Origin of the sequence: Solwaraspora sp. WMMB762, assembly GCF_049179115.1 — a bacterium.
Taxonomy (GTDB): Bacteria; Actinomycetota; Actinomycetes; order Mycobacteriales; family Micromonosporaceae; genus Micromonospora_E.
On sequence record NZ_JBMHMD010000001.1, the window covers coordinates 4193795 to 4220344 of the forward strand.

Sequence of the window (26550 nt, forward strand, 5' to 3'; positions counted from 1 at the left end):
GCTCTCCCAGGAAGGCCTTCACATGACGCAGACGAGCAACCCCAAAGCCATGCACGGCAACAAGGTCGGCGTGATGTGGCCGCAGTCCCCGACCGGCCGGGCCAGCCTCATGGACCTCAACACCGAACCCGACCTGGTGCTCTCCGACGACGTGCTGATCGTCGGCTTCAAAGCCGACCCCGACGCGGTCCGGGCCTACGTGCCTGAGCCACTGGAACTCGACGGCTCCGGGACCATGTACATTAAGGCCGTCCAGCGCTGGGGCTACACCAGCCGCAACGCGACCGAGTTCATCAGCTTCGAACGGCTCAACCAGACCGAGTCCTTCTTCTGGATTCCCTGCTCCTACCGCGGCCAGGAGTTCTACTTCGTGCCCTTCTCGTGGGGCAACCGGGACTGGCTGGGCTACACCGGCAGACTCGTCGGAATGCCGCACAAGTGGGCAAAAGTACAAATGACGAGCTTCCACTCGTTCCACCCGACCTACAACGAGGCTCACGCCGGCGCCCGGATCTGCGCCAGCGTCGAGAACATGGGCCTGGTGCACCGCCTGTACGGCGACCTCAAAGAGGTCATCCGGCCCGAGGACACGCCGTTCAAGTGGGTCCAGGGGTCCTGCCCCCACTTCCTGGGCCACCGCTACATCTGGGATTCGGTCAAGGGCCGCCCGCTGGCCAACGACCTCGTCGCGCACTACGGCGACGACGTCGAGATGGGACCGGTGTGGCAGGGCGACGGCTGGGTCCAGTTCTTCGATGCCGAGAACGACGAGGTACTGCAGTTCCAGCCACGCGAAATGCTCGGCTCCTGGTTCTTCACGCTGCGCTTCACCCACCAGAAGAGCTCGCCCTACATCGTCCACGACTACGGCGACGAGAGCCCTTACGCCGACCGGCCGCGGATCAAGGAACTGCTCGGCCGCTGACGCCGGGCCGTTCGCGAAAGGGGAAGACCCGACCGTGCGTGACCTCGAAGCCATGCTCTACGTACCGGCGGGTGACGCCCGCAAGCTCGACAAGGTGCCGCAACTACTGGCCACGACGACGATCATCGTCGATCTTGAGGACGCCGTCGCCGCCGAGGCCAAGGAAGACGCACGCATCGCGCTCGGGCGGATGCTCGACAACATCGACCCGGCCGACTCCGGTGACCGACGAGGCCAGATCTGGGTCCGGATCAACGCCCCCGGCACGGACGCGTACACCGCCGACCTAGACACATGTATACGGGCTGAGGTTTGCGGTCTGGTCGTACCCAAGGCCACTGCAGACTCGCTGCGGGCCGTCGCGTCGCACGCTCAGCAGCGGGAGAGCGCGGCGGGGCTGACCGCCGACTCCGTCGCGCTGATGGGTTTGATCGAAACGGTCGGCGGCTGGCACAGCGTACGGACGGCGACCGACCTGCCGGCACGGGTGCACGGGCTCAGCTTCGGCGCGGGCGACTTCTCCCTCGAGCTCGGACTACCGTTCCCACCACCCGGCGGCGTACAGGGCCACACTCTGCTGGTCGCCAAGGCCGAACTGGTCCTGCACAGCCGCCGGCTGGGGCTGGCTCCGCCACACGACGGTGTCTACCCCGCGTTCCACGACCTGGACACCCTACGCGCCGAGGCCGAGATCGCCAGATCGATGGGTTTTGTCGGCAAGCACACCATCCACCCCGATCAGGTGCCTGTCGTGCGATCCGTGTTCGACCGGGACCCGGCCGAGCTCGACAAGGCACGACGGATCCTCGACGCGGCGGAACAAGCACGGCGGCTGGGTCTGGGTAACGCGAACGTCGACGGCGAACTAGTCGACGTTCCTGTGGTCGAACGTGCCCGCCAGCTACTGCAGGAAGCCGGGGGTAAGAAGTCATGACCGAAGATGCGGCGCTCGCCTCGATCCGGGTGCTCGACCTGTCCTCTCTGTACGCCGGCCCCTACATCGCCACCCTGCTCGGCGACTTCGGCGCCGACGTCATCAAGGTCGAACACCCACGAGGCGACGACGCCCGACGCTGGGGCCTGGCCAAGGGCAGCGTTCCGCTGTGGTGGAAGACGATTTCCCGCAACAAGCGCCTGATTTGCCTCGATCTGCACGACGAGTCCGACCGGCTCCTCGCGCGACGGCTGGCTGTCGAGTGGGCCGACGTGGTGATCGAGAACTTCCGACCAGGCCGGCTGGAGCAATGGGGACTGGGCTACTCCGACCTCGCGCCGGAAAACCCCGGCCTGGTGATGGTGCGGGTCACCGGTTTCGGCCAGACCGGTCCGTACCGGAACCACCCCGGGTTCGGCACGCTCGCCGAGGCGTTCGCCGGCTTCGCCGCTATCACCGGTGAGCCCGACGGACCCCCCACCCTGCCACCGTTCGGCCTGGCCGACGGGGTCGCCGCGCTCACCGGCGCGTACGCGACGATGGTCGCACTCCACTGGCGGGACACGTCCCGCGACGGACGCGGGCAGATGATCGACCTCAGCCTCTACGAGCCGCTGCTGTCGATCCTCGGCCCCCAGGTCACCGAGTTCACCCAGACCGGCGTGGTGCAACAACGGCAGGGCAACCGGTCCAACCGCACCTCCCCCCGCAACGCCTACCGCACGGCAGACGACCGGTGGGTCGCGCTGTCCGGCGGCACCCAGCAGATCGCCAACCGGATCATGACCGCGGTCGGCCGGCCCGAGCTGGCCGACGACCCCCGGTTCAGCAGTCCGCCCGCCCGGCGGGCGAACGCCGATGAACTCGACACGATCGTCGCAGACTGGATCGCCCGCAACACCCAAGCCGACGTCCTGGCCGCGTTCGAGGCCGTCGAAGCACCGATCGCACCGGTCAACGACGCGGAGTCACTCGCCGTCGACCCGCACGTGCGGGCTCGGGGAAGCATCATCGACCTGCCCGACGACGACCTCGGAACCATCACCACCACCGGAATCATCGCCAAACTCAGCGCGACGCCGGGCCGCGTCCGACACACCGGCCGGGTCGAGGTGGGCGCCGACACCACCAGCGTGCTGGCCGATCTGGCAGCGGGCCGCCGTACCCCGGCCCCGGCAGCGGAAACCGACGGAGTCATCGGCGACGGCCGGCGACCATGGGACGACCTCGTCACCGACATCGACCGACAGACCATCCGCCGCTCAGCGTTCGGCCGCCGGGTCGGCATCGGACCCCGACCGGCCCTCCTCGTGATCGACGCGCAGAACTACATGGTCGGCCCGCCGCCCGGCTCCTCCCACGAGTATCCCTCGGCGTGCCCATCGGCCGCCGCCGCGCTGCCCACGCTGCGCGGCCTGATCGACCACGCCCGGTCTGTCGGCGTTCCCGTCATCTATACTCAGTGGACTGTTGCTCCCGGCGGCAGCGACATCGGCGTCTACGGGCGCAAGCGTGACATCCTGACCACCCAGGGCTGGGCGCTGGAAGGCAGCGAGGGCGCCCAAATCCACGACGCCGTCGCGCCCGAATCCGGTGACCTCGTTCTGGTCAAGAAGAAGCCGAGCGCCTTCCATGGCACCCCGCTGCTGAATCTGCTGATCGACCGCGGAATCGACACGGTCATCGTGACCGGCGGCGCGACCAGCAACTGCGTCCGGGCCACGACGATCGACAGCGCCTCCTACAACTTCCGCACGATCGTCGTCGAGGACTGCGTGTTCGATCGGATCGACATCTCACACCGGATAGCGTTGTTCGACGTCGACAGGCAGTTCGCCGACGTGATGCCGGCGCGCGACGTGATGGCCGCGCTGCCGGCGCCGGCAGACGGCGAGACGACGTGAGCACGCCCGTCCGCGACCTGATCGGCTACGGTCGCCGCCCACCGGTCGTACGCTGGCCGGGTGACGCCCGGGTCGCGGTCAGCATCGTCGTCAACTACGAGGAGGGCAGCGAACGGTCGTTCGAACGCGACGGAACGAACGAAGGACTGGGCGAAGTGCCACGGCGCGTCGACGGCCCCTACCGTGACCTGGCCACCGAGTCGGTCTACGAATACGGAAGCAGGGTCGGCGTGCACCGCCTGCTACGGCTGTTCGACCGGTACAAGGTCACCAGCACCTTCTTCGCCGCCGCCGAGGCGCTGGAAGCCAACCCAGAGGTCTGCGGGACGCTGCGAGAAGGCGGACACGAGGTATGCGCGCACGGATGGCGGTGGGCCGAAGAATGGACCCTCGACGTTGACGCCCAGCGGGAAGCGATCAAGCGCGCGGTCCGATCGATCGAGGCCACCTGCGGTCAACGGCCGGTCGGCTGGTACTCGCGTTGGATGCCCAGTGTGGACACCCGTCGGCTGCTCGTCGAGGAGGGCGGGTTCCGCTACGACTCAAACGCCTACAACGACGACCTGCCCTACTTCGTGTACGTCGGGAAAACCCCGTTCCTCGTGGTCCCCTACTCCCTGACATTCAACGACAGCCGGCACACCTACGGCCAACTCACCGCTGCCAGCGACTTCCTGGACGAATGCCGGCGAGGCTTCGACTATCTGTGGGAGGAGGCAGACCGTACGCCACGCATGATGTCGATCGGCGTGCACCCGCGACTGATCGGACAGCCCTCGCGGGCCTCGGCCCTGCGCGATTTCATCGACCACGTCCTGACCAAGGGCGGCGGATGGTTCGCCAGTCGCCGCGAGATCGCCGAGATCTGGTGGGACCAGCACCCTGCCGTCGAGCACCGCTGACCGGATCGACCACATGTTACTTTCTTGCGTATGACTCCCCCGCCCGCCTCACAGGCGCAGCGGCTCAGCGCCGTGCTACTTGCCTTCACCGAAGGCATCGGCACCACGCTAGGCGTCTCCGAGATCGCGCGCCACCTCGACATCCCCAAGAGCGCCGTCCACCGTACGCTGGCGGCGCTGATCGAGGTCGGCCTGGTCGAGCGCGCCGCCGACTCGTCGCGGTACCGGCTGGGCAGCCGAGCCACCGCCTTGGCGATGGCCGCGCTGGGCGTTCCCGACGTACGCACCTCCGCCCTGCCCTACCTGCAGGAGCTCGCCCGGCTGACCGGCGAATCAGCCACCCTGAGCCTCATGATCGGCAACGAACGGATCTACATCGAGCAGGTCGAAGGCCCCCAGGACATCCGGATGTCGGTCGAGATCGGGCGGCGTTACCCGCTGTACGCCGGCGCGTCCGGCCGGAGCATCCTCGCCGCGCTGCCACCAGCGGAACTCGACAGCTACCTACGCGCGGTCGAGCTGGTCACGCTCACGCCGGCCACGATCGCCGACACCGGGCAACTACGCACCGAACTCAAACGCATACATGAAGTAGGCTACGCGGTAAGTCGCGGTGAACGCGACCCCTGGGCCGCCTCGGTAGCCGCAGCGGTCTTCGGGACCCACCGCGTGATCGGCTCGATGAGCGTCTGCGGCCCAGCAGCCCGGATCACCGACGAAGCCGCAGCCGGCTTCGGCGACACGGTCCGCCAGAGCGCGGCCAACCTGTCCCGGGCACTCGGCCACCGGCCAAAGTCCGGGTCGACACCGGCGGTAACCCAATCACACGAGGCCGACTGACCAGGTTCGGGTCGCCCGGAGGAGTCAGGGCCTGGTACTCAGCACACGGCTTTGCGCGCCGGTCGTGGTCACCGCAGCGGCCGCCGCCAGGGCGGCTGCCTGTGCCACCCTCGCCAGGTCCATGCCGGACACCAGAGCATCGACCAGCCCGGCACAGAAATTGTCTCCCGCGCCGACGGTGTCCACCACCTCGACCGGCATCGCGGGCACGTGGATGACCGATGAGCCCTCAACGCATAGAGCGCCCTCGGCACCCAGCGTGACCACGATCGCCGGAACGTCGATCCGCCGGGCGAGTGCCGCCACCTGGTCAAGATCGGCAGGTGGTTCGTCAGCCCCGGCGAGCCATCGCAGCTCGCCCAGGTTGGGCACCAGCACGTCGACCTTCCTCAGCAGTTCGGCGGGCAGCGGTACCGCCAGCGCTGGTACCGGGTTGAGCACCACGACCCCACGGGCCCGAGCGGCGGCTTCCGCCACGGCGTCGAGCGGAACTCCAGTTGCAGCTTTGCCTGGGGTAGTGGATCCTCACGCCCGATCGGTGATTGATGGTGACGGCCAGGCCAGATAGAGCAGGGCGGTGTCATCGGTGTGCCGGCCGTCTCCGCCGCGTTGGACCTCGGTGAGCAGAGCGGTGAGGAAGTCTTCCGGTTCGCTAATGGTGCTCAGCCTGCTGGCGACTTCGATGAAGCGTCGCTCACCGAGGCGGGTGCCGTCCTGGCTGAACCCTTCATAGACGCCGTCGGTGTACAGGAGCAGACCCGCGCCGGCCGGCATCGTGATGACCGACTCCTGCCAGCGGCCCTGTCCGGGAAACATGCCCAGCCCGAGGTGATGTCGGATCGGCATGGGGTGAGCGCGGCCGGGGGTGATCATCAAGGGCGGAGGGTGACCGGCGCTGACGATCACCGCCGTCGACCGATCAGGCGCGACGCGCATCGTGCAGGCGGTGGCGAACATCGCCTCGTGTGGCCGCTCGGCGACCAGCACCTGTTCCAGCAGCCGCATCCGGGACGACTTGTCCACACCGGCCAGGGTGAGGGTGCGCCACCCGACACGCAGGCCGACGCCGATCGCGGCCTCGTCCGGGCCGTTGCCGCAGACGTCACCGATGACCGCGTGAATCGTGTGGTCTTCATCCTGCACGAGATCAAAGAAGTCACCGCCGAGTAGCGACTGCCCTCGCCCGGGTACGATTCTGCTGACGACCGTCAGCGCGGGATCGGTGATCAGCGGCGTCGGCAGCAGGCCACGCTGCAGCCGAGTATTCTCGCTGGCCTGCATTCGGCTGTCTCGCAGCTGTCGCTCCGTCACCACGGCGCGTCGACGCTGGATGGCGTACTCGATCGTACGGCCCAGCAGGCCTGCGTCGATATGGCCTTTGACGAGGTAGTCCTGCGCCCCGGCGGCGACGGCCGCTGTGCCCATGGCTGCGTCGTTCAGACCGGTGAGCACCACCACGGCCGCGTCCGGCCACCGCTGCAGCGCCTCTCGGAGCGCCTCCATCCCTTGACGGTCGGGCAAGTGCAGGTCGAGCAGCACACAGGTCGGCGTCGTGAATGTGGTCGAGGCCTCTGTCAGGCTGCTGGCCAACGTGAACCGGGCGCTGATTCCGCTGTCCGCCAGCAACTCTCGGGTGAGTAGCGCGTCACCGGGATCGTCCTCGATGAGCAGAATCGTGGCTATCGACGACGTCGGATCCGGATACGTCCCGGTAGACCGCACGAACGGCAGGCCAGCCTCACCGATCATGGCAGATCCTCTCTCGGCCGCAGCCTCGACCCGGAAGCTCGACGTCAGCACGATGCATGATCCGCCTGTCGGGTGGACCTCCAACCATTATCACCTACCGGTGACGGAACCGGACATGACGGCGGCGGCGCAATCACCACGCCCGCCTGCCGTCTCCGCGAATCCCGCGCCACCAGCGCATGCGACCGACAGGACGAGATGCCGCTGCCACCCGACTGCGGCCTTCAGCTGTCGTGGCTCGCTCCCCCACCAGGGTCAACGGTCTCTTGATCTGGCTCTGACACGGTCGCACTGATCGCGGGCGGTCGATCAATCGGCGAGTACGACGCGTCGGCGGAACAGGTCGGATTGGCCCGGCCACACATCTACCTTCTGAGCATTGACACGGTTCACGAAACCTTCGATGACACGGAGTTCAGCTCATGGTCCGCTCATGGTCAGACCCGCTCTGACTGTGCACCGGTCCGGGTGAGATCCGCCAATATCGAGCGATCCGCTACGCCCAATGCCTCGCCGTGGCCTGCGCCATCACCTTCATTCCAAAGGGGACTGCCTCGCCAACGCAATGGCCGAGGGGTTCAACTCCCTGTACAAGGCCGGACTCGTCCGCGACACCGGCCCCTGGCGTGGTCTCGACGACCTCGAGATGGCCACCGTCGAGTCGACTTGCACACAACCCCAGGGTGCGCCACGAGACACATATCGGTAGTTGTCAAGTCAAATTGAGACGGTTTGTGCCTGCTGGGTTGGCTGGTTGATCCAGGCCTGCTCGGGCAGCTTCGGGGCGCGTGGCCGGCGGGTGAACCGGTCCGGATGGGCGGCGTGGGCGGTGTCGAGGGTGCGTTGGCGGTGCGCGCGGATCTGCTCGGCGGTGCCGTAGTGCACCGACGCCGGTGTGTGCCAGCCGATCCCGGAATGCCGATGCTCGTGGTTGTAGGCGGTGAAGAACTCGTCGCAGAACGCTCTCGCGTCGGCGAGGGACCCGAACCGGGCCGGGAAGTCCGGCACATACTTCATCGTCTTGAACTGCGCCTCCGAGTACGGGTTGTCATTCGACGTGCGGGGTCGGGAATGCAACCGGAGGACACCGAGGTCGACGAGCATCTCCGACACCGGCTTCGACACCATCGCGCCGCCACGGTCGGCGTGGATCGTGTGCGGCTCGATCCCGTCACGGCCGATCGCCCCGGCCAGGAAGTCACGGGCCACGACCGCGTCCTCGGCAGCCGCGACCAGCCAACCCACGACGTACCGGGAGTAGATGTCGATGACGACGTAACACCGGTACCAGACACCCTTGACAGGTCCCTTCAACGCGGTGATGTCCCAGGACCACACCTGACCGGGCCCGGTCGCGACCAGCTCCGGACGCACCCGGGGCGAATGGGCCGCCAGGCGGCGTCGTTCCCTACTCTGCCCGGCCGCACGCGCGATGCGGTACATCGTGGACATGGAGCAGTGGTAGCGGCCCGCGTCGAGTTCCCGCGCCCACACCTGGGGAATCGCCAGATCGGCGTAGGCGGGCGAGTTCAACACCGTCAGGACCCGGTCACGTTCGGCACCGCTGAGCGTCCATGGCGGCGGGGTCCGGGGCAGCCACGGCCCGTGTCGCGGCCCGACCGGTCGCGCCCGCCGGTAGTGGGTCGCCCGCGAGGTCTCGGTCAACGCGCACGCCCGCTGCACCGCGCCGCCCGCGTCGCGCAGCTCGCCGAACGCGGCGGTCAGGATCTCCTCGGCGGGTTGTCGTCGTCCGCGCTCCCGGAGAGTTCTTCCAAGAGCGCGTGTGCTTTTCCCATGATGTCCAACGCCTTCCGGGTCTTTGTCAGGTCCGCCCGCAGGTTCTCGTTCTGCCGGCGCAGCTTCTCCAACTCGATCTGGTCCGCGGACTTCTTCACCCGTGGTGACCCGGCCGCAGCGGGGGTGGCGGTATCCGTCTTCCCGCCGCCGTCGACGTGGCCGAGGTGCCCGGCGTCGCGGGCCCGTGTCCACTCGATGATGTGCGACGAGTACAGGCCTTCCCGGCGCAGGATCGCGCCTTTCTCGCCGTTCGGGGCGTTCTCGTACTCGGCGACCACCGCGAGCTTGTACTCCGGGCTGAAGACCCGCCGCGACGGCTTCGGCGCCGGGTCAGCCCCGCCACCGGTGGCCGGCTGCTTGCCAGATGACGTGGACACGTACACAAGGATCTCCGATCCCCGTCCTCAGGTCAGCACCCCACTCACACGGGGTGTCTCACACCATCCTGACCGAGAGGGTATGACGCACCTGATCTGCAGGTCAGGGGCGGGTGTGGGTGTGGGTGTGGGTAGCGCACCCGCCGAGTTCGTCATGTCGCGTCGGTAAGCCGTCCCGCGAGTAGCTCTTCGGAGCGTCGCCACAGTTCACGGGCGAGATCACCGTTGAGTGCCTGCGGGTTCCGGGGCGCGACGGCCCTGCGCTTGTAGTAGTAGGCACCCGACTGCCAGTCCGTCCCGGGGGTGCCTTCGGTGAGCCACACGATCTGGTCTGCGCCCTGGTCGGGCGTGGACAGCCGCATGAGGCGCGGCAGCAGCGGCTTGGTGGCGAGGAAGCGGACGAGACGCATGACGGGGCTGTTGGTATCGGAGGCGAAGTTCGTGACGACGTTGCCCGGGTAGAAGGAGGCCGTCGAGATTCCGCTGGCGTGGTGGCGCCGGTGGAGTTCGGTCGTGAAGAGGATGTTCTCCAGCTTCGCCGCGCCGTACGCGCGCACCGGGTCGTAGTTGCGATCGTGGTCGAGGTCGTCCAGGTCGATCTTCTTGGCGAACCGTACCGTGCTGGAGGTTTGCAGCACCGATGCCCGTGACGTGGTGAGCGTGTCCAGCAGTCGCCGTGTGAGCAGGAACGGCGCGAGATGGTTGACCTGGAACGTCTTCTCGAAGCCATCCACGGTCTGGGGTTGACCCGGTTTGACGGACAGGGTCGGTAAGTTGATCTCACGCTACCTTGCTGTCTGACCTGCGGGCACAGGCCGTCGCCTCATACTCGGCCGGACTCATGTAGTCCAGGGTGGAATGACGGCGGCGGGTGTTGTACCACCCCTCGATCCACTCGAAGATCGCCGCACGGGCGGCGGCCCTGGTCGGCCACGCCCTCCGGTCGAGCAGTTCGGTCTTGATCGTGGCGAAGAACGACTCCGCGACGGCGTTGTCCCAGCACTGACCCCGCCCACCGACCGACAACCGCACCCCGCTGCGGTCGGCCAGCCGGGCGTACCGCGCACTCGTGTACTGACAACCCCTGTCGCTGTGGAAGATCACCGGCCCCCTCGGGCGTCGGACGGCGATCGCGGTGGACAACGCCTGAGCGGGCAGATCGGTCCGCAGGTGGTCGGCGGTCGCCCAACCGACCACCCGGCGTGACGCGATGTCGATCACGGTGGCGAGGTACAGCCAGCCCTCCCACGTGTGGATGTAGGTGATGTCGCCGCACCAGCGGGTGTCGACCCGGCCGGCGGCGACGTCGAAGTCCCGACGGATCAGGTCCGCCGACAACACCGCACCCGGGTCGGGCACGGTCGTGGTCCGCCACCGCTTCGGCATCCGGCCGCACAACCCGGCGCCCCGCATCAGCCGCGCGACCCGCTTGCCGGAGTGCCGCCGCCCCTGCGCGGCGAGTTCGGCGCGGACCCGGGGCGCACCGTAGGTGCCGGCCGAGTCGGCGTGGATCTCCGCGATGCGGGCGGCAAGGTCTGCGTCGTCGCGTTCCCGCCGCGACGGCCCGGCGCGGTGCTGGTAGTAGGCGGACCGGGAGACCTCCAGCAGCTCACAGGAACGCTTCACGTTCCCGCCTTGCCGCGCCTTCTCCGCCTCGATGAACGGGTACACGTTCACCGGGTCTCCCTCACGAAGAAAGCCGTGGCCCGTTTGAGGATGTCGACGTCCTCACGCAGCCGGCGGTTCTCCCGCCGCAGCCGCGCCAACTCGTCGCGCTCGTCGCTGGTCAACCCGTCCGACCGGGTGCCGGCGTCGACGTCGGCCTGCCTGACCCACTCACGGACCGCGGTCTCGGTCAGGTCGAAGTCCCTCGCGACCTGCACGATCGTCCGGTCACCCCGCCGGCACACCTCGACGATCTCCGCCTTGAACTCCGGCGTGAACGCTCTGCGCGGCCGGCGTGGTTTCTTGCCCATGCCTTCCATGATGAACATCCTCCCGAGGAGCACACAGCCCCTCTGAGCTGGGATGTCCGTCAAACCGGGTCAGGCCCAGTCTTGGTCCGCGCGCCGAACACTCCACCGGCGTTGTTGGCGAGCACGTCGATCCGTGGGTACGCGGCACGGAGTTGGCCGGCGAGGCGCTCGACGTCGTCGAGGCGGGTGAAGTCCGCGACATAGCTGTCGACTTTGAGTTCTGTGGCTATGGTGCGGGTCTTCTCGGCCGAGCGGCCGACGACCACGACCGTATGCCCGTTTCCTCGTAGCCGCCGGGCTGCGGCTGCGCCGATGCCGTCGCTTGCGCCCGTGATGACGACCACCTTGTTACCGTTCATCGCTTTCCTCCGAGGGACTGGATCGCACTTATGGGACACGGTACCACTTCTGCTTTGTAGTACCGTAGTGGCATGGATCCGAACCCGGTTGTGCGCGGCGTCCGGGCACGAGCGCGTCAGGCCATGCGTGCCGAAGTGGCGACCGTCGTACAGAACCTGGTCCTCGAACGCGGCTACGAGGAGACGACGGTGGACGACATCTGCGCGGCCGCCGAGATCTCCCGCAGCACCTTTTTCCGGTACTTCCCCTCAAAGGAGGAGGCGCTCTTCGGTGAGTCCATCGACGCCGGCGAGCGCCTGCGCGACGCGCTGACCCTCCGACCAGCCGACGAAGCACCCTGGGCCGCCATGCGGCGCGCCCTCGACGCGCTGATCGAGCAATACGAAGCCCACGACGAGCGCACCCGACGCCTCACTCGCCTGATCGTGAACACACCATCGTTGGCCGCCCGACATCGAGAGAAGAACGCCCGGTGGCAGGTACTGCTCCGGCCTGAGATCGCGCGTCGCCTCGGAGCCGACCCCGCCGACGATTCCGACCCGCGTGCCAACGCGGTGATCGCCGCCGCCCTAGGCTGCGTCGAAGCGGCGCTGACCGCGTGGACCGCGAGCAGTCAGCCGCAACCACTTGCGAAGATCCTGGACCGCGCCATGCAGGCACCCGCCCATCCGCAGTGACGGCGGAGCTACCACCTGAGTCCCGTTACCTTTGATCGTCCCCAGCCGGGGACTGCTCGGTCGCCCGGCTCGGTATGACTGAATGTCCCTGTCGTACGCATGAAAAGACAAAAGTACTGCTAACTGAAGGCGTTAGAACTCGGGCCTGCGTCGAAGTCGGTCACAGCCATTCGTTGATGGCGGCGACGTGCACGGTGGCCTCGTAGCGCACGGCGAGTTTGTCGAAGCGGGTGGCCACGGCGCGGTGGCGTTTGAGGCGGTTGATGCCGCATTCCACGGAGTGACGCTGCTTGTACCGCTGCGGGTCGAAGGTCGGCGGCCGGCCGCCCTTCGACCCCTTCTCACGCCGGTTCGCGTCCTGGTCGGCCTTCGAGGGGATCGTCGCCCTGATCCCACGTCGGCGCAGGTAGCGGCGGTTGGCCCTCGACGTGTAGGCCTTGTCTGCGAGGACCCGGTCCGGGCGGCTCCGGGGCCGGCCACCGCCGAGGCGGGGCACCCGGATCCCGTCGAGCACCGCGATGAACGGCGGGCTGTCCCCGCACCGCCCGGCGGTCAACACGATCGACAGCGGCTTCTGCCCCTGCTCACACGCCAGGTGCACCTTCGTGCTCAGGCCGCCCCGCGACCGCCCGAGCGCGTGATCGTCCGGTTCGACCGTGACCCCGCGAACTCGACCACCTCCGCTCCTCGCTGGATGTCACCGTGTGCGTCGGCGACGGTCTTGCCGTGTTCGGCCGGCAGCAGCGTGGCGAGTTCACCGGCCTGCTGGTGGATGAGGGCCAACCACCGGATCAGGATTCGGGCGCGGCGCTGCGGATTCGTGGCGGCCCAGCCCCGTTGTGCGGCCGCCGCGTCGGCGAGCGCCGCGTGGACCTCGTCCGCCGAGGCCATCGGCACCTGCCGGGTGACCTGTCCGGTGCTGGGGTCGTAGACGTCGCCGAATCGGCCGGTGCTGCCGGCGACGCGTCTGTCGGCCACGAAGTGGGTGAGCTGTTCCATGGCGTCTCCTGGTGGGAAACGGACGGCCTGGTCCTGGTGGGACCGCAGACGTCGGGGCTTCTGGGTGGTTGCGGTGCCGGTCAGGCCGGCACGGGACGCTGCTGCGGGCCGGTGTAGGCGCTCAGCGGGCGGATGAGCACGTTGGCGGTGAGCTGCTCGACGATGTGCGCGGTCCAGCCGGTGATGCGGCTCATCACGAAGATCGGTGTGAAGGTCGGGGTGTCGAAACCCATCACGTGGTACGCCAGTGCGGAGGGGTAGTCGAGGTTGGGGTGGATCCCCTTGCGTTGGAACATGGCGGTCTGGAGCCTGGTGTACACCTCGGCGAGCCGGCGAATGCGGTCGTCGGCGTGGGCGGCGATCAGGTTGTCCAGGGCGTTCTGCATGATCGGTACGCGGGAGTCGCCGTTCTTGTAGACCCGGTGCCCGAATCCCATGATCTTCTGCTTGGTGGCGAGAGCGTCGTCCAGCCAGGATTCCACCCGGTCCGAGTCGTCGATGGCGACGAGCATGTGCATGACCGCTTCGTTGGCGCCGCCGTGCAGCGGGCCCTTGAGTGCGCCGATCGCGCCGGTGACGGCGCTGTACAGGTCCGACAGCGTCGAGGTGATCACTCGGGCGGCGAAGGTGGAGGCGTTGAAACTGTGCTCGGCGTACAGGATCATCGTGGTCTCGAAGGCGCGGACCACGTCGGCGGGCGGTACCTCGCCGAAGCACATGTGGAAGAAGTTCTCGGCGTAGCCGAGTGTCGGGTCCGGTGGGATGGGGTCCTGTCCCCGACGTCGGCGCAGGTCCAGGGCGACGACGGTGGGCAGTTTCGCGAACAGTGACAGGGCCTTGGCCTGGTTGGCCGCGCTGTGGGCGAGGTCCTCGGTCGGGTCCTGGGCACCGAGGTAGGACACCGCGGTGCGCAGCACGTCCATCGGATGGCAGGTCTCGGGAAGCTTGCGCAACAGTTCCTGCCCGGTGCGGTCCAGGGACCGCTGGGCGGCCTCGGCGGCACGGAAGTCGGCGAGTTGGGTCGCGTGGGGCAGGTCGCCGTGCCACAGCAGGTGGGCGACCTCTTCCCAACTGCGGGAGGCGGCGAGGTCCTGCACGGCGTAGCCGCCGTAGGTCAGCGAGTTGGTCTCGCTGATCACGGTGGAGATGGCGGTGGTGTCGACCACCACGCCGGTCAGGCCACGGCGGATGTCGGTACTCATCAGTGTCGTTCCTCCGGTATCTCGGGACGCGCCGCGCCCGCGTGGTGGTCAGGCGTCGGGTGGCAGGGTGAAACCGGCGACATCGACGTCGAAGCGGCTGTACTGGTCGTAGTCGATGACCTCGTAGAGCCGGGAACGGGTCATCATCGTGTCGAGCAGCCCGGTGGCGGTGCCGTCGGCGGCGAGTCGACGCAGACCGGACTCGACCGCGCCCATCGCCAGTCGCAGCGTGGTGACCGGATAGATGACGAGGTTGTAGCCGAGGTCGCGGAGTTGGTCGACGGTGAGGCTCGGGCCCTTGCCGAACTCGGTCATGTTGGCCAACAGCGGCACGTCGACGGCGGCCCGGAAGGCGGCGAACTCCGCCTCGTCGGCCAGCGCCTCCGGGAAGATCGCGTCCGCTCCGGCGTCGACGTACGCCTTCGCCCGGGCGATCGCACCGTCCAGGCCCTCGACCGCACGCGCGTCGGTGCGGGCCATGATCAGGAAATCGGGGTCGCGGCGGGCGGCCACGGCGGCCCGCAGGCGACGGACCATGTCCTGTGGCGCGATCAGTGTCTTGCCGTCCAGGTGTCCGCAGCGTTTCGGGTTGACCTGGTCTTCCAGATGGCAGCCGGCCAGTCCGGCGTCCTCCAGCCGTTGGACGGTGCGGGCTGCGTTCAGCGGCTCGCCGAAGCCGGTGTCGGCGTCGACCAGCGCCGGCAGGTCGGTGCTGGCGGCGATGTCCGCGGCCCAGCTGGCGACCTCGGTCAGTGTGGTCAGGCCGATGTCGGGCAGACCGGCGGCGGCCGACAACGCCCCGCCGGAGACGTACACCCCCTCGAATCCGGTCTGCTGCACGATCCGGGCGGTCAACGGGTTGAAGGCGCCCGGTAGCCGCAGCAGTTCGCCGCTTGCCAGGCCGGTGCGCAGCGCCGCGCGTTTGGCGGTGGCGCTGGTGCGCGCGTACAGGTAGGTCATCGGACGATTCCTCCCGGTAGGGCGGCGTCGGCGTGCGCGATCGCCGCGTGGTCGACCGTGGGGAACAACGCCGGCAGTTCCTCACCGGTGAGGTCGGCGAGCCGGGCGGCGGCGTCGAGGAACTCCCGCTGGGCGTCGGCGGGGACCACGCCCTCGGCGAGGGTGGTGAACTTGCGGACATAGGCCGGGCGGTCGAAGGGGCGAGCGCCGTCGGGGTGGGCGTCGGCCAGGGCGAGGGAGTCCCGCAGGACGGTGCCGTCGGTGAGGGTGATCTCCAGGCGTCCGCCGAACGCCTTCTGCGTCGGGTCCGGGCTGTGGTAGCGGCGGGTCCACTCCGGATCCTCGACCGTGGTGATCTTGTTCCAGAGGGCGACGGTGTCGGGGCGGCCGGCCCGGTGCGGGTCGTACGAGCCGACGTGGTGCCAGGCCCCGTCCTGCAACGCCACGGCCAGGATGTAGGGAATGGAGTGGTCCAGCGTCTCCCGGCTCGCGGTCGGGTCGTACTTCTGCGGGTCGTTGGCTCCCGAACCGATCACGTGGTGGGTGTGGTGGCTGGTGTGCAGGACGATCGAGGCGATCCGGTCCACCCCGGCGGCGGTGTCGATGCCGGGCAGCTTGTCGCGCATCGCGCGGGCGAGGTCGATGAGCGCCTGAGCCTGATACTCGGCGGAGTGTTCCTTGGTGTAGGTGCGCAGGATGCCGCGGAGTGGATCCCCGGGTGCCGGTAGCGGCACGGTGTAGGTGGCGTCCGGGCCGTCGAGCAGCCAGGCGATGAATCCGTCCTCACCCTCGTAGATGGGTGCCGGGGCGCCCTCGCCGCGCATCGCGCGGTCGACCGCCTCGATCGCGGCCTTGCCTGCGAACGCGGGGGCGTACGCCTTCCACGAGGAGATCTCGCCTTTGCGGGACTGGCGGGTGGCGGTGGTGGTGTGCACCGCCTGACCGATGGCCTGGTAGACCACCTCGGTGGGCAGACGCAGCAGCGCGCCCAGCCCGCACGCCGTCGCCGCGCTCAGATGCGCCACATGGTCGATCTTGTGCTTGTGCAGACAGATCCCGGTCACCAGGGCCACGTGCACCTCGTAGGCGACCAGCAGGCTGCGCAGCAGGTCCGCGCCGCTGGCACCGACGTGCTGGGCGACGGCGAGCAACGGCGGGATGTTGTCCCCCGGGTGGGAGTAGTCCGCCGCCAGGTAGGTGTCGTGGAAGTCGAGCTCCCGCACGGCCGTGCCGTTGGCCCAGGCCGCCCACTCGGGCGACACCCGCAGCGCCGGGTCGGCGCCGAAGATCGACGCGCCCGGGGCCATCCGATGCGGCCGGGCCTGCGCCCGGGCCACCGCGACCGGACGCCGGGACAGCGCGGCCATCGCCACCGCGGCGTTGTCGATCACCCGGTTGGCGACCATCGCCGCCGCGTCGGCGTCCAGCGGAGCGCGCGCGGTGGCCACCTCGGCCAGAGCCCAGGCCAGCTGCCGGTCGCGGGGCAGCCGTTCCGCACTGGGCGATACGCGTACGACGTGCTCGATCAACAGGGTCTCCTCAGGCTCGGCGGTCACCCTGTCAGGCTCACCGGCCGACAGGTCCTGCGTCGAGGCCCGGAAAATGCGTACTTTCCACGACGGGAGCAGTGAAACTGCAACGTTTGCAAAACTTGCAAGTGTTATATTCGCAGCTCGGGGCACCGCGAGGAGGCGACGAGTGACGGCGGACAAGAAGCTGTACGCGCACGCCAAACTGCGCCGGCTCCGCCGCGAGCATGGCCTCACCCAGGCCGAACTCGCCCGCCGTCTAGACATCTCCACCAGCTATCTGAACCAGATCGAGAACAGCCAACGCACGCTCACCGCGCCCATCCTGTTGCGCCTGGCCAAGGTGCTCGGCGTCGATCCGGAACACTTCGCCGACACCGACGTGGAGCGACTCGGTGCCGACGTGCGCACCGCGCTGGCCGACGAGGCGAGCGGCGTGAGCGTCGACCCGGTCGAGGTCGTCGAACTCGTCCGCGACTACCCGGCCGCCGCCCGCGCTCTGGTCGCCCTGCACCAGCGCTACCAGGACGCCGTCGGACGGGTCGCCGCCCTCGCCGGACCCACCGGCAACCCGCCGCTGCTCGGTGAGCCGCACGACGCCGTACGCGACTTCTTCTACGAGCACTACAACCACTTCGACCCACTGGACACCGCCGCCGAACAGCTCGCCAGCCACCTACGGCTGACGCCCGCCCGAGCGGCCGAGGCGCTCAGCGAATACCTGCTCGATCAGCACGGTGTCCGGGTGGTCGTCACGACTCCCCCCGCCACCGGCGAATCACGCCGGTTCGACCCGGACAGCCGGGTGCTCTACCTGGCCGCCAACCATGCCAACGGCCAACGCGCCTTCCAGATGGCCACCCAGCTGGCATTCCTCGAACACGGCGACCAGATCAGCGAGCTGGCGACCGGCCTCACCTCGCCGCCGGCGACCGCGCTGGCCCGCATCGGCCTCGGCAACTACTACGCCGGCGCGCTGCTCATGCCCTACACCGACTTCCACCGCCAGGCCGAACAACTGCGCTACGACGTCGACCTGCTCGCTGGCCAGTACGGCGTCAGCTTCGAAACCGTCTGCCACCGGCTCAGCACCCTGCAACGACCGACCCGCCGCGGAGTACCGTTCGCCTTCCTGCGCGTCGACCGCGCCGGGAACATCTCGAAACGACAGTCCGCGACCGACTTCCACTTCTCACGCTTCGGCGGCACCTGCCCTTTGTGGATCATTTACGAGGCGATCGCCGCCCCCGGACGGATCCTCACCCAGGTCGCCGAGATGCCCGACGGAAAACGCTACTTCTGGATCGCCCGCACCGTCACCCACGGCGGACGCGGACACCACAGCCCGCGCAGCACCTTCGCCGTCGCTCTCGGCTGCGAAGTACGCCACGCCCACCGGCTCGTCTACAGCGACGGCATCGCCCTCGACGACCCCCGCACCGCCACCCCGATCGGCCTCGGCTGCCGCATCTGCGAACGCCGCGACTGCGCCCAACGCGCCCGTCCGCCCGCCGCCGGCGGCCTACTCATCGACGAGAACCGGCGCACCGTCATCCCCTACGCGGTGGACCGCAGATAGCGTGCATCGAACGTGGTGAGCAAACACTACGGCACCGGCGCATCACCTTCTCCCAACGACTGGGCGTTCGGGAGCTGCCCATCCGGGACTACGCGCCACCACACCACACGGGAACACACCGGCTACGGCTTCTACCGGCTGACGCCCACGGGCACCCCTGCCTCCGGCGCACCTTCGGGACGTCGTTCTGGCCGTGTACCGACACTGGTACGGCCTGCCCGCCGAGCATCCGGTGGTACATCGCACGTTGCGCGCCAGTGGTCTGCTCGGCCCGGTGTTACCGCAGGTCTAGCGCAGCGCCGCCACCCGGGTTGTCGTCGACAGCGATGGCTTGATAGATGCCGGCCAGTTCGAGAGCTCTGACACGGTATCCTTGCCTCGCAGCCGGTCTGCTGCGGCATCCAGTCGTGGCGGCGCAAGAGGGAACCCGGTGTGAGTCCGGGACTGCCCCGCAGCGGTAAGTGGGAACGACCATCGTCGAGGACACTGGACCCGATTCGGGTTTGGGAAGTGACGGTCACTAGGAAGCCCGGGATCTCCCGGTCACGCCCACGAGTCCGAAGACCTGCCCGCTGTCCACATGCACGAGGCCTGTGGCGAGCTCGGTGACCTTCGAGGGCGGGTTGACCATCAGCGACGGCACGTCCCCCGTGCTGCGCTCGATCGCACCCTCTCCGTGCCGAGTCTTCACGGCCGGAAGGAGACAGAGGTGCGCGCGGCATCGATTCGACAGCACCGTATGCCGACCGGCATTGGCGAGCCGCACCGTCTGCGGTTCACGCTCAGGAGCATGCCATGCAAGCTCAGCGTCCGAGCACGCTGCGGGGATCGCCTCGACGTCAACCTGTGCACCTGCCGGCCGATCACCCCTGTCCCGCACCACGAGCGGAGCACCCCATGAGCAAACCGCTGCGGCCCCGACGCACGATCATCAACGGCGAAGAACTCGTCGTCCTACCGGTCGCCGACTACGAACGTCTCGCCACCGCGCGCCGGCAACTCGGAGCACGCGAGGCCCGGCTTCGTAGCCTGACCCACCAGGTGCGCGTCCTGACCGAACTGCTCATCACGATCCAGCAGTTCCTCGCGGAAGCACCGGCCTGCTGCGACACACGACGCGATGCCGACAACCAGCTCAGCGACCTGACGCGCGCCCAGCGACTCCCGCGACCCGCGTCCGCACCCGAGACGAGACCATGAGTCACCGTCACCTCCGGGAGCCCTCCGCAACCGCACCGGTCACGGCACCGTCCTCGGCGGGGGTCTGGTCGGTGTTCACGCCGCAGGGACGCCGATGAGTGACGACCGGCCGCCTCACCTCATGCCGTCCACCGGCCGCCACCCCCCGGCACCCGACGACTGCCGAACTCCGACCGAATCGCCGCTGCCCGCCGGTGCACTCGCCCGCCGGCTCGGTGTGGCCCCCACGACGCTGCGGTCCTGGCACCAGCGGTACGGGCTGGGCCCCAGCGGTCACCAAGCCGGTCAACATCGCCGTTACACGCCACAGGACGTGGCCGCGCTCACGGTGATGGCCCAGTTGACCGCGCGTGGCGTGTCCGCGGCGGAAGCCGCCCTGCAGGCTCGCCGACAGGCGACACTGCAGCCCGTCGTCCACCCTGCCGTCGACCACCACACCGAGTCCGCAGCCCGTGGGATCGCCCGCGCCGCTCGCCGCATGGACGTACTGACCCTGCGGGAAACCCTGACTGCGGCGGTCGCCGCACAGGGCGTAGCGCACACCTGGCACACCCTGGCCGGCCCCGCCTTCATCCTGATCAGCCGAGCCCGATACAGCGAGGCACGTCGAGCGCTCACCCGGCGGGTGCTTGCCCGCTGCTTGAGTGAGGTCTTCGCCACGGTGCCGCGACCCCGCTCCGGATCGCCGGTTCGGGTCCTGCTGATCGCCATCGGCGAGCGCCGCGACTGCCTGGCGCTGGACGCCGTGGCCGCCGCGCTCGCCGAAGACGGGATCGCCTCGGTGCACCTGGGCTCCGGGCTGCGAGCCGCCACGATCGCCGACGCTGTGAGTCGTCGCCGACCCACCGTCGTCGTGCTGTGGAGTCACAGTCGGCATCACCGCGGGCCAGAGCTTCTCCGGACGCTCGCTGACGTGTCGGGCTACCAGCCCGCCGTCGTGATCGCAGGGAAGGGCTGGTCGCCCCAGACCACACCGGCGGCCGGGGTGTTGGGTCCATGCCCCGAGCTCGCCGACGCGGTCGCCACCGTCGAAGGTCTGGTCTGAAACGACGCGGACCGGATCTCGCAATGGTTCACGGTCCGGGTGGCACACACGCGATAGTGATGCCACCCGGACCGGTCCGCTCAGGCGAGGTCGACGCCGGGATAGAGCGGGAATGCCGCGAGCAGCTCAGTGGCCTGCTTGCTGACCCGGTCGGCCAGGGCCGGGTCGATCTGGTATTTCGCCTTGGATCCCTCGGTCGGCGTGGTGCTGGTGAGCACGGTGTGGATCAGGTCGGCGATCTGGTCCATCTCACCGACGCCGAGGCCGCGACTGGTCAGAGCCGGGGTGCCGATCCGGATGCCGGAGGTGTACCAGGCGCCGTTGGGGTCCCGGGGAATGGCGTTGCGGTTGGTCACCACTCCGCTGTCCAGAAGGGCCTGTTCGGCCTGGCGGCCGGTCAGGCCGAACGGGTGCACGTCGATCAGCACGAGGTGGTTGTCGGTACCGTCGCTGACCAGGCGCACGCCGCGGCGCATCAGCCCGTCGGCGAGGGCCTGGCTGTTGTCGACGACCTGCTGGGCGTACGCGGCGAAGGCGGGTTGACGGGCTTCGGCGAACGCGACCGCCTTCGCCGCGACGACATGGTTCAGTGGGCCGCCGAGCACCATCGGGCAGCCGCGGTCGACCTGGTCGGCGAGTTCGGGCTGGGCCAGGACGGCCCCGCCGCGCGGGCCACGCAGGCTCTTGTGGGTCGTGGTGGTGACGATGTGTGCGTGCTCGACCGGGTTGAAGTCGCCGGTGAAGACCTTGCCGGCGACCAGCCCGGCGAAGTGGGCCATGTCGACCATGAAGGTCGCTCCGACCTCGTCGGCGATCTCCCGCAGCACCGCGAAGTTGACCTTGCGGGGATACGCCGAGTAGCCACCGACGATGATCAAAGGCTTGAACTCACGAGCCGTCTCCCGCAGTGCGGTGTAGTCGATACGCCCGGTGGTCGGGTCCACGCCGTAGCTGCGCTGATCGAACATCTTGCCGGAGATGTTGGGCCGGAATCCGTGGGTGAGGTGACCGCCGGCGTCCAGCGACATGCCGAGCATCCGCTGGTTGCCGAACGTGCTGCGTAGTTGCGCCCACTCAGCGTCGGTGAGGTCGTTGACCTGCCGCCGCTCGAACCTGCGCAGATGTGGGACCTCGACCCGGTCAGCCAGGATCGCCCAGTACGCCACCAGGTTGGCGTCGATGCCGGAGTGCGGCTGGACGTATGCGTAGGGGCTGCCGAAGAGCGCTTTGGCGTGCTCCACCGCCACCGCCTCGACGGTGTCGACGTTGTGGCAGCCGGCGTAGAAGCGGCGGCCGATCGTGCCCTCCGCGTACTTGTCGGACAACCAGTTACCCATCGCCAGCAGTACCGCCGGTGAGGCGTAGTTCTCGCTGGCGATCAACTTCAGCGACTCCCGCTGATCGTGCAGTTCTCTGACGATCGCATCGGCGATCTGTGGCTCCACCGCGCGGACAGCCTCGATCGCGGCTCGGAAAGCAGTCGATTCGACGTTCAATATTCCTCCCGGGTCGAGCCGGGCGGTCCCGTGACGGGACCGCCCGGTGTAGCGATGTCAGTTGCCGCGGACCTCGGCGGCGGCCGCGACCAGGTGACGCAGGGACGCCTCGACCTCGGGGTAGGCGCGGGTCTTCAGGCCGCAGTCCGGGTTCACCCACAACCGCCGTGCCGGCACGGCCGCGACGGCCCGACGCAGCGCCTCGATCACCTCGTCGCGCGGCGGCACCCGGGGCGAGTGGATGTCCCACACCCCGGGTCCGACACCTCGGCTGTAGCCGATCGCGGCAAGGTCGTCGAGGACCTCCATCTTCGACCGGGACGCCTCGATGCTGGTGACGTCGGCGTCGAGAGCGTCGATGGCGGTGATCACCTCACCGAACTCCGAGTAGCACAGGTGGGTGTGGATCTGGGTGTCGTCGGCGACGCCGCTGGTGGCCAGCCGGAACGCGCCGACGGCCCAGTCCAGGTACGCCTTCTGGTCGCTCTTGCGCAACGGCAGCGTCTCCCGCAGCGCCGGTTCGTCGACCTGGATGACCCGGATCCCGGCGGCCTCCAGGTCGTGGCATTCGTCGCGCAGGGCCAGCGCGACCTGGTCGGCGGTGTCGGCGAGTGGCTGGTCGCTGCGGACGAACGACCAGGCCAGGATGGTGACCGGACCGGTGAGCATGCCCTTGACCGGCTTGCTGGTCAGCGACTGCGCGTAGGTGGACCACTCCACCGTCATCGGGGCCTTGCGTGCCACATCGCCGTAGATGATCGGTGGGCGGACGCAGCGGGAGCCGTACGACTGCACCCAGCCGTGCTCGGTGGCCGCGAAGCCGTCGAGTTGCTCGCCGAAGTACTGGACCATGTCGTTGCGTTCCGGTTCACCGTGCACGAGCACGTCCAGTCCCAACTGTTCCTGTAGGCGGATGACATGCTCCACCTCGGCGCGCATCCGCGACGCGTAGCCGGCGTCGTCGAGCCTGCCGGCCCGGTGCGCGGCACGGGCCTTGCGCAGCTCACTGGTTTGTGGGAACGACCCGATCGTGGTGGTCGGCAACTCCGGCAGTCCCAGCCGTTCCTGCTGGCGGTCAGCGCGCGTGGCGTAGTCGCCGCGCTGCCGGTCGGTGGGCCGCAGAGCGGTCAGGCGGCCACGGACATCGTCGTGACGCCACTGCGCGGGAATGGGCGGCACCGGGGCGGGCAGTGACGTGGTGCCGTCGCGCAGCGCCCGACCGAGCACGACGACCTCGTCGACCTTCTGGCGGGCGAACGCGAGCCGCTCGGACAGCCGGGAATCGAGGCGGGTTTCGTCGGCCAGGTCGACCGGGACGTGCAGCAGCGAGCAGGAGGTGGACACGGCCATGTGATCGGCGAGGCCGGCGACGGTCGCGCCGGCCGTGATGGCGGCCCGCAGGTCGGTACGCCAGATGTTGCGGCCGTCGACCAGGCCGGCGACGATCGTCTTGCCACCCAGTGGGCCGGCGGCGGCGAGCCGGTGAAGGTTCCCTGGTCCCGCCACCAGGTCCAGGCCGACGGCCTCGACCGGGGTGCCCAGCAGTGCCGGCAGCGCGTCGCCGAGTTCACCGAAGTAGGTCGCGACGAAGATCTGCGGCCGGTTGGCCAGTTCACCGAGTCGGGTGTAGGCGCGGCGCAGCGCGTCGATCTCGTTCGGGGTGCGGTCGGCGACGTACGCGGGCTCGTCGAGCTGCACCCAGGCCACGCCCGCGTCGGCCAGCGCGGTGAGGATCCGCGCGTACGTCTCGACCAGGTCGTCGATGCGGGCGAACGGATCGTCGCCCTTGGCCAGGAGCAGGAACGTGGCCGGCCCGACGAGCACCGGCCGGGTCGTGATGCCCAGCTCGGCGGCCTCGGCGTACTCCCTGAGCGCCTTGGTCGGATCGGGCGTGAAGACGGTGTCGGAGTCGATCTCCGGCACCAGGTAATGGTAGTTGGTGTCGAACCACTTCGTCAGTTCCAGGGCCGGCTCGGCGTCCACGCCGCGGGCCATGGCGAAGTAGGTGTTGAGCGCGGAGAGGCCGAGCCGGGTGAACCGGGTCGGGATCGCGCCGACGGCGACGGCCGTGTCGAGAACGTGATCGTAGTAGGAGAAGACATTCGACGGGATCGCGTCGAGGCGAGCGTCGCGCAGCGTACGCCAGACCTCGGCCCGCAGCCCGGCGGCGGTGCTCTCCAAGTCGTCGGCGTCGATGGTGCCAGCCCAGTACGCCTCGACAGCCTTCTTCAGCTCACGATTGGCGCCGATGCGTGGGTAGCCGAGCACGGTGCTCTGGCCGAATGCGGTACTCACCAAGGGGGTCCTTCCCTCGAAGTGCCCGGCGGACACGGGAGGGAAAACGGGTACACCTCGGGTACCGGCTTTCCGCCCTGGCCCTCCCGAGAGGCCGCCGGCGGCGCACACCGGCGGCGTGCGCAGCGCTGGCAGGTCTTCGGACTCGTGGGCATAACACAGTCGCCTACTGGCCGTCGCTTCCCAGACCTCGCGGTCCAGTGCTCTGTTGACGGCGGTCGTTCCCACTCACCGCTGCGGGGCAGTCCCGGTCTCCCACCGGGTTCCCTCTTACGACGTCCCGCCCGTACGGACGGGACGAACCAGCTCCACCGGCCATCGTACGGGCCCGAGGGCGCTGTCCGGGTCAGGGTGTCCGACGTACGGGACAGTGCCTGGCTGTCGCGTGGTGGACTTGTCGTCCAACCTTCGTCCGCACGGAAGGTGCCGCATGGGCCGCAAGATCGACAAGCGTGCCGTGATTGTCGATGGCCGTGAAATGATCGCGGTCTCGCCTGCGGACTTCAACCGCCTTGATGCGTCCCGTCGGCAGGTGGGCGCACGGGTCGCCCGGACGGTACGAGTACACCAGCAGTTGCGCGATGCCCAGACCCGTCTTGCGCAGATCCAGGCCATGCTCAACGCATCTGAACCGACGGAATGCGTCTGTGATCGGGTCGCTGCTGTCCTGGGCGACAACTCCGCCCGGGACAGCAGCGATCCGGCTCAACCGAGCAGAAAACGTCGTCGAATCAGAAGTCGTCGTCGAAGGTGACCGACCCGGTCACCCCGACCTGGTACGCCGACACCCGGCGTTCGAAGAAGTTCGACAGTTCCTGCACGTCCTGCAGGTCCATGAAGGCGAACGGGTTGGTCGAGCCGTACATCGGTGCGATGCCGAGCACGGCCAGCCGCCGGTCGGCGACGTGCTGCAGGTATTCGCGCATGTCGGCCAGGGACATCCCGGAGACGCCCTGTTCGAGCAGGTCGGCGGCGAACTGCACCTCGCACTCGACCGCCTCGGCGAGCATGTCCCGCACCTGCTGTTCCATCTCGGCGTCGAACAGGTCCGGCTCCTCGGCGCGGACGGTGTCCACCACGTCGAAGGCGAACGCCATGTGCATCGACTCGTCGCGGAACACCCAGTTGGTGCCCGACGCGAGACCGTTGAGCAGCCCCCGGGACCGCAAAAAGTACACGTAGGCGAAGGCACCGTAGAAGAACAGGCCCTCGATGCAGGCGGCGAAGCAGATCAGGTTGAGCAGGAACGCCCGCCGGTCGGCGCGGGTACGCAGCTCCCGGAGCTCGAAGATCGAGTCGATCCACCGGAAGCAGAACTCGGCCTTGCGGGCGATCGACGGGATGTTGTCCACCGCCGCGAACGCCGCGAACCGTTCCTGCTCGTCCGGCACGTAGGTGTCCAGCAGGTTCAGGTAGAACTGGACGTGCACCGCCTCCTCGAACAGCTGCCGGGACAGGTAGAGGCGACCCTCCGGCGAGTTGACGTGCTGGTAGAGGTTGAGCACCAGGTTGTTGGCCACGATCTGTCGCCGGTGGCGAAGAACGCGACCAGTCGGGACACCAGGTGCCGCTCGGCAGGCGTGAGGCGGGCCAGGTCGGCGAGGTCGGAGTGCAGGTCGACCTCTTCGACGGTCCAGGTGTTCTTGATCGCGTCGCGGAACCGGTCGAAGAACCGTGGATACCGCATCGGTGCTTCGCTATGGGCGGGCGTCTGTGGCGGCGGACGATGGTCGACCGCCGGAACCTGCTGTCCGCCGTTCTGCGGAAGCACACCGCAACCACCATCTTGTGCGAATATGATCGG

General features: G+C 68.6%; 24 protein-coding genes, 2 pseudogenes and 2 riboswitches. Of the genes and pseudogenes, 10 read left to right on the forward strand and 16 right to left on the reverse strand.

The genetic code is table 11. The features are described from left to right. The first annotated feature begins 22 nt into the window (after positions 1–22). From ACN27J_RS18675 to ACN27J_RS18695, 5 genes are read left to right on the forward strand one after another with little or no spacing between them, the layout of a single operon-like run. Positions 23–925, forward strand: a complete 903-nt coding sequence (locus tag ACN27J_RS18675; protein ID WP_278110329.1) for an acetoacetate decarboxylase family protein — start codon at positions 23–25, stop codon at positions 923–925. A gap of 34 nt (positions 926–959) precedes the next feature. After that, complete coding sequence (locus tag ACN27J_RS18680) at positions 960–1859, forward strand: HpcH/HpaI aldolase/citrate lyase family protein (RefSeq protein WP_421367888.1); 900 nt, start codon at positions 960–962, stop codon at positions 1857–1859. Continuing rightward, positions 1856–3763 (forward strand): isochorismatase family protein, encoded by a 1908-nt coding sequence (locus ACN27J_RS18685; RefSeq protein WP_421367891.1) that lies wholly within the window; start codon positions 1856–1858, stop codon positions 3761–3763. The genes ACN27J_RS18680 and ACN27J_RS18685 overlap by 4 nt, the downstream gene beginning before the upstream one ends. Beyond that, on the forward strand, positions 3760–4665 hold the full coding sequence (locus ACN27J_RS18690) for a polysaccharide deacetylase family protein (protein ID WP_278110332.1): 906 nt from the start codon (positions 3760–3762) through the stop codon (positions 4663–4665). The genes ACN27J_RS18685 and ACN27J_RS18690 overlap by 4 nt, the downstream gene beginning before the upstream one ends. Before the next feature lie 30 nt (positions 4666–4695). Continuing rightward, complete coding sequence (locus ACN27J_RS18695) at positions 4696–5505, forward strand: IclR family transcriptional regulator (protein ID WP_421367894.1); 810 nt, start codon at positions 4696–4698, stop codon at positions 5503–5505. A 24-nt stretch (positions 5506–5529) separates the two neighbouring features. Here ACN27J_RS18695 and ACN27J_RS18700 read toward each other — a convergent pair whose 3' ends face one another. The 8 genes from ACN27J_RS18700 to ACN27J_RS18735 all read right to left on the reverse strand — a co-directional run bounded on the left by ACN27J_RS18700 (position 5530) and on the right by ACN27J_RS18735 (position 11748). Then, a complete protein-coding gene (locus ACN27J_RS18700; protein ID WP_421367896.1) occupies positions 5530–5982 on the reverse strand; it encodes a PfkB family carbohydrate kinase in 453 nt (150 codons plus the stop codon). Positions 5983–6030: 48 nt separating this feature from the next. Beyond that, complete coding sequence (locus ACN27J_RS18705; protein WP_421367899.1) at positions 6031–7254, reverse strand: PP2C family protein-serine/threonine phosphatase; 1224 nt, start codon at positions 7252–7254, stop codon at positions 6031–6033. Between the two features lie 717 nt (positions 7255–7971). Beyond that, a complete protein-coding gene (locus ACN27J_RS18710) occupies positions 7972–8919 on the reverse strand; it encodes a transposase (protein WP_421367902.1) in 948 nt (315 codons plus the stop codon). A 56-nt stretch (positions 8920–8975) separates the two neighbouring features. Further along, on the reverse strand, positions 8976–9428 hold the full coding sequence (locus ACN27J_RS18715) for a transposase (RefSeq protein ID WP_421367905.1): 453 nt from the start codon (positions 9426–9428) through the stop codon (positions 8976–8978). A 152-nt stretch (positions 9429–9580) separates the two neighbouring features. Continuing rightward, positions 9581–10162: an SDR family NAD(P)-dependent oxidoreductase gene (locus tag ACN27J_RS18720; RefSeq protein ID WP_421367908.1), complete on the reverse strand. Its 582-nt coding sequence runs from the start codon at positions 10160–10162 to the stop codon at positions 9581–9583. Positions 10163–10208: 46 nt separating this feature from the next. Next, positions 10209–11105: an IS3 family transposase gene (locus tag ACN27J_RS18725; RefSeq protein WP_421367911.1), complete on the reverse strand. Its 897-nt coding sequence runs from the start codon at positions 11103–11105 to the stop codon at positions 10209–10211. Further along, the gene (locus tag ACN27J_RS18730; protein ID WP_421367914.1) at positions 11102–11404 is read right to left on the reverse strand and encodes a transposase; all 303 of its coding nucleotides are present in this window, start codon (positions 11402–11404) and stop codon (positions 11102–11104) included. The genes ACN27J_RS18725 and ACN27J_RS18730 overlap by 4 nt, the downstream gene beginning before the upstream one ends. Before the next feature lie 59 nt (positions 11405–11463). Next, the gene (locus ACN27J_RS18735) at positions 11464–11748 is read right to left on the reverse strand and encodes an SDR family NAD(P)-dependent oxidoreductase (protein ID WP_421367917.1); all 285 of its coding nucleotides are present in this window, start codon (positions 11746–11748) and stop codon (positions 11464–11466) included. Positions 11749–11835: 87 nt separating this feature from the next. On the opposite strand from ACN27J_RS18735, the gene ACN27J_RS18740 reads away from it, so the two are divergent. Then, positions 11836–12441 (forward strand): TetR family transcriptional regulator, encoded by a 606-nt coding sequence (locus ACN27J_RS18740; protein WP_278110337.1) that lies wholly within the window; start codon positions 11836–11838, stop codon positions 12439–12441. A gap of 160 nt (positions 12442–12601) precedes the next feature. Here the strand turns inward: ACN27J_RS18740 and ACN27J_RS18745 are convergent. The 5 genes and pseudogenes from ACN27J_RS18745 to ACN27J_RS18765 all read right to left on the reverse strand — a co-directional run. Next, positions 12602–13084, reverse strand: a pseudogene (locus tag ACN27J_RS18745) (IS5 family transposase); the annotation flags it as partial. Continuing rightward, positions 13051–13440, reverse strand: a complete 390-nt coding sequence (locus tag ACN27J_RS18750) for an aldehyde dehydrogenase family protein (RefSeq protein WP_421367921.1) — start codon at positions 13438–13440, stop codon at positions 13051–13053. The pseudogene ACN27J_RS18745 and the gene ACN27J_RS18750, both read right to left, overlap by 34 nt. Positions 13441–13520: 80 nt before the next feature. Then, positions 13521–14642 (reverse strand): bifunctional 2-methylcitrate synthase/citrate synthase, encoded by a 1122-nt coding sequence (locus tag ACN27J_RS18755; RefSeq protein WP_421367924.1) that lies wholly within the window; start codon positions 14640–14642, stop codon positions 13521–13523. A 48-nt stretch (positions 14643–14690) separates the two neighbouring features. Then, positions 14691–15602: a methylisocitrate lyase gene (gene prpB / locus ACN27J_RS18760; RefSeq protein ID WP_421367926.1), complete on the reverse strand. Its 912-nt coding sequence runs from the start codon at positions 15600–15602 to the stop codon at positions 14691–14693. Continuing rightward, positions 15599–17158: an MmgE/PrpD family protein gene (locus ACN27J_RS18765; protein ID WP_421367929.1), complete on the reverse strand. Its 1560-nt coding sequence runs from the start codon at positions 17156–17158 to the stop codon at positions 15599–15601. Before ACN27J_RS18765 ends, prpB begins: the two co-directional genes overlap by 4 nt. A gap of 142 nt (positions 17159–17300) precedes the next feature. Here ACN27J_RS18765 and ACN27J_RS18770 point away from each other — a divergent pair, with 142 nt between their 5' ends. The 3 genes from ACN27J_RS18770 (at position 17301) to ACN27J_RS18780 (ending at position 20955) form a co-directional block, all read left to right on the forward strand. Further along, positions 17301–18710 (forward strand): short-chain fatty acyl-CoA regulator family protein, encoded by a 1410-nt coding sequence (locus tag ACN27J_RS18770; protein ID WP_421367932.1) that lies wholly within the window; start codon positions 17301–17303, stop codon positions 18708–18710. A gap of 368 nt (positions 18711–19078) precedes the next feature. Then, a riboswitch (cobalamin riboswitch) is annotated at positions 19079–19297 on the forward strand. Positions 19298–19607: 310 nt separating this feature from the next. Continuing rightward, positions 19608–19910 carry a hypothetical protein gene (locus tag ACN27J_RS18775; RefSeq protein WP_421367935.1) on the forward strand — a complete coding sequence of 101 codons (303 nt, stop codon included), beginning with the start codon at positions 19608–19610 and terminating at the stop codon, positions 19908–19910. Positions 19911–20004: 94 nt separating this feature from the next. Next, positions 20005–20955 (forward strand): MerR family transcriptional regulator, encoded by a 951-nt coding sequence (locus tag ACN27J_RS18780; RefSeq protein WP_421367938.1) that lies wholly within the window; start codon positions 20005–20007, stop codon positions 20953–20955. Positions 20956–21035: 80 nt separating this feature from the next. Here the strand turns inward: ACN27J_RS18780 and ACN27J_RS18785 are convergent, their stop codons facing one another. Together ACN27J_RS18785 and metE are read right to left on the reverse strand one after the other, a co-directional pair. Beyond that, positions 21036–22451, reverse strand: coding sequence for a glycine hydroxymethyltransferase (locus ACN27J_RS18785; protein ID WP_421367940.1), 1416 nt, complete (start codon positions 22449–22451; stop codon positions 21036–21038). Positions 22452–22508: 57 nt separating this feature from the next. Beyond that, a complete protein-coding gene (gene metE, locus ACN27J_RS18790) occupies positions 22509–24746 on the reverse strand; it encodes a 5-methyltetrahydropteroyltriglutamate--homocysteine S-methyltransferase (RefSeq protein WP_421367943.1) in 2238 nt (745 codons plus the stop codon). Positions 24747–24859: 113 nt separating this feature from the next. Continuing rightward, a riboswitch (cobalamin riboswitch) is annotated at positions 24860–25068 on the reverse strand. Positions 25069–25176: 108 nt separating this feature from the next. Between metE and ACN27J_RS18795 the strand changes: the two genes are divergently transcribed. After that, complete coding sequence (locus tag ACN27J_RS18795; RefSeq protein ID WP_421367945.1) at positions 25177–25500, forward strand: hypothetical protein; 324 nt, start codon at positions 25177–25179, stop codon at positions 25498–25500. Here ACN27J_RS18795 and ACN27J_RS18800 read toward each other — a convergent pair. Then, a pseudogene (locus ACN27J_RS18800) lies at positions 25478–26394 on the reverse strand (ribonucleotide-diphosphate reductase subunit beta). The gene ACN27J_RS18795 and the pseudogene ACN27J_RS18800 overlap by 23 nt on opposite strands. Positions 26395–26550: the final 156 nt, after the last annotated feature.

Excerpts from the sequence above, each read along its gene's own strand:
- ACN27J_RS18675 (WP_278110329.1), top strand. The coding sequence starts at position 23 with ATGACGCAGACGAGCAACCCCAAAGCCATGCACGGCAACAAGGTCGGC.
- ACN27J_RS18685 (WP_421367891.1), top strand. The coding sequence starts at position 1,856 with ATGACCGAAGATGCGGCGCTCGCCTCGATCCGGGTGCTCGACCTGTCC.
- ACN27J_RS18695 (WP_421367894.1), top strand. The coding sequence starts at position 4,696 with ATGACTCCCCCGCCCGCCTCACAGGCGCAGCGGCTCAGCGCCGTGCTA.
- ACN27J_RS18705 (WP_421367899.1), bottom strand. The coding sequence starts at position 7,254 with ATGATCGGTGAGGCTGGCCTGCCGTTCGTGCGGTCTACCGGGACGTAT.
- ACN27J_RS18730 (WP_421367914.1), bottom strand. The coding sequence starts at position 11,404 with ATGGGCAAGAAACCACGCCGGCCGCGCAGAGCGTTCACGCCGGAGTTC.
- ACN27J_RS18740 (WP_278110337.1), top strand. The coding sequence starts at position 11,836 with ATGGATCCGAACCCGGTTGTGCGCGGCGTCCGGGCACGAGCGCGTCAG.
- ACN27J_RS18750 (WP_421367921.1), bottom strand. The coding sequence starts at position 13,440 with ATGGAACAGCTCACCCACTTCGTGGCCGACAGACGCGTCGCCGGCAGC.
- ACN27J_RS18755 (WP_421367924.1), bottom strand. The coding sequence starts at position 14,642 with ATGAGTACCGACATCCGCCGTGGCCTGACCGGCGTGGTGGTCGACACC.
- prpB (WP_421367926.1), bottom strand. The coding sequence starts at position 15,602 with ATGACCTACCTGTACGCGCGCACCAGCGCCACCGCCAAACGCGCGGCG.
- ACN27J_RS18775 (WP_421367935.1), top strand. The coding sequence starts at position 19,608 with ATGAGCAAACCGCTGCGGCCCCGACGCACGATCATCAACGGCGAAGAA.
- ACN27J_RS18780 (WP_421367938.1), top strand. The coding sequence starts at position 20,005 with ATGAGTGACGACCGGCCGCCTCACCTCATGCCGTCCACCGGCCGCCAC.
- ACN27J_RS18795 (WP_421367945.1), top strand. The coding sequence starts at position 25,177 with ATGGGCCGCAAGATCGACAAGCGTGCCGTGATTGTCGATGGCCGTGAA.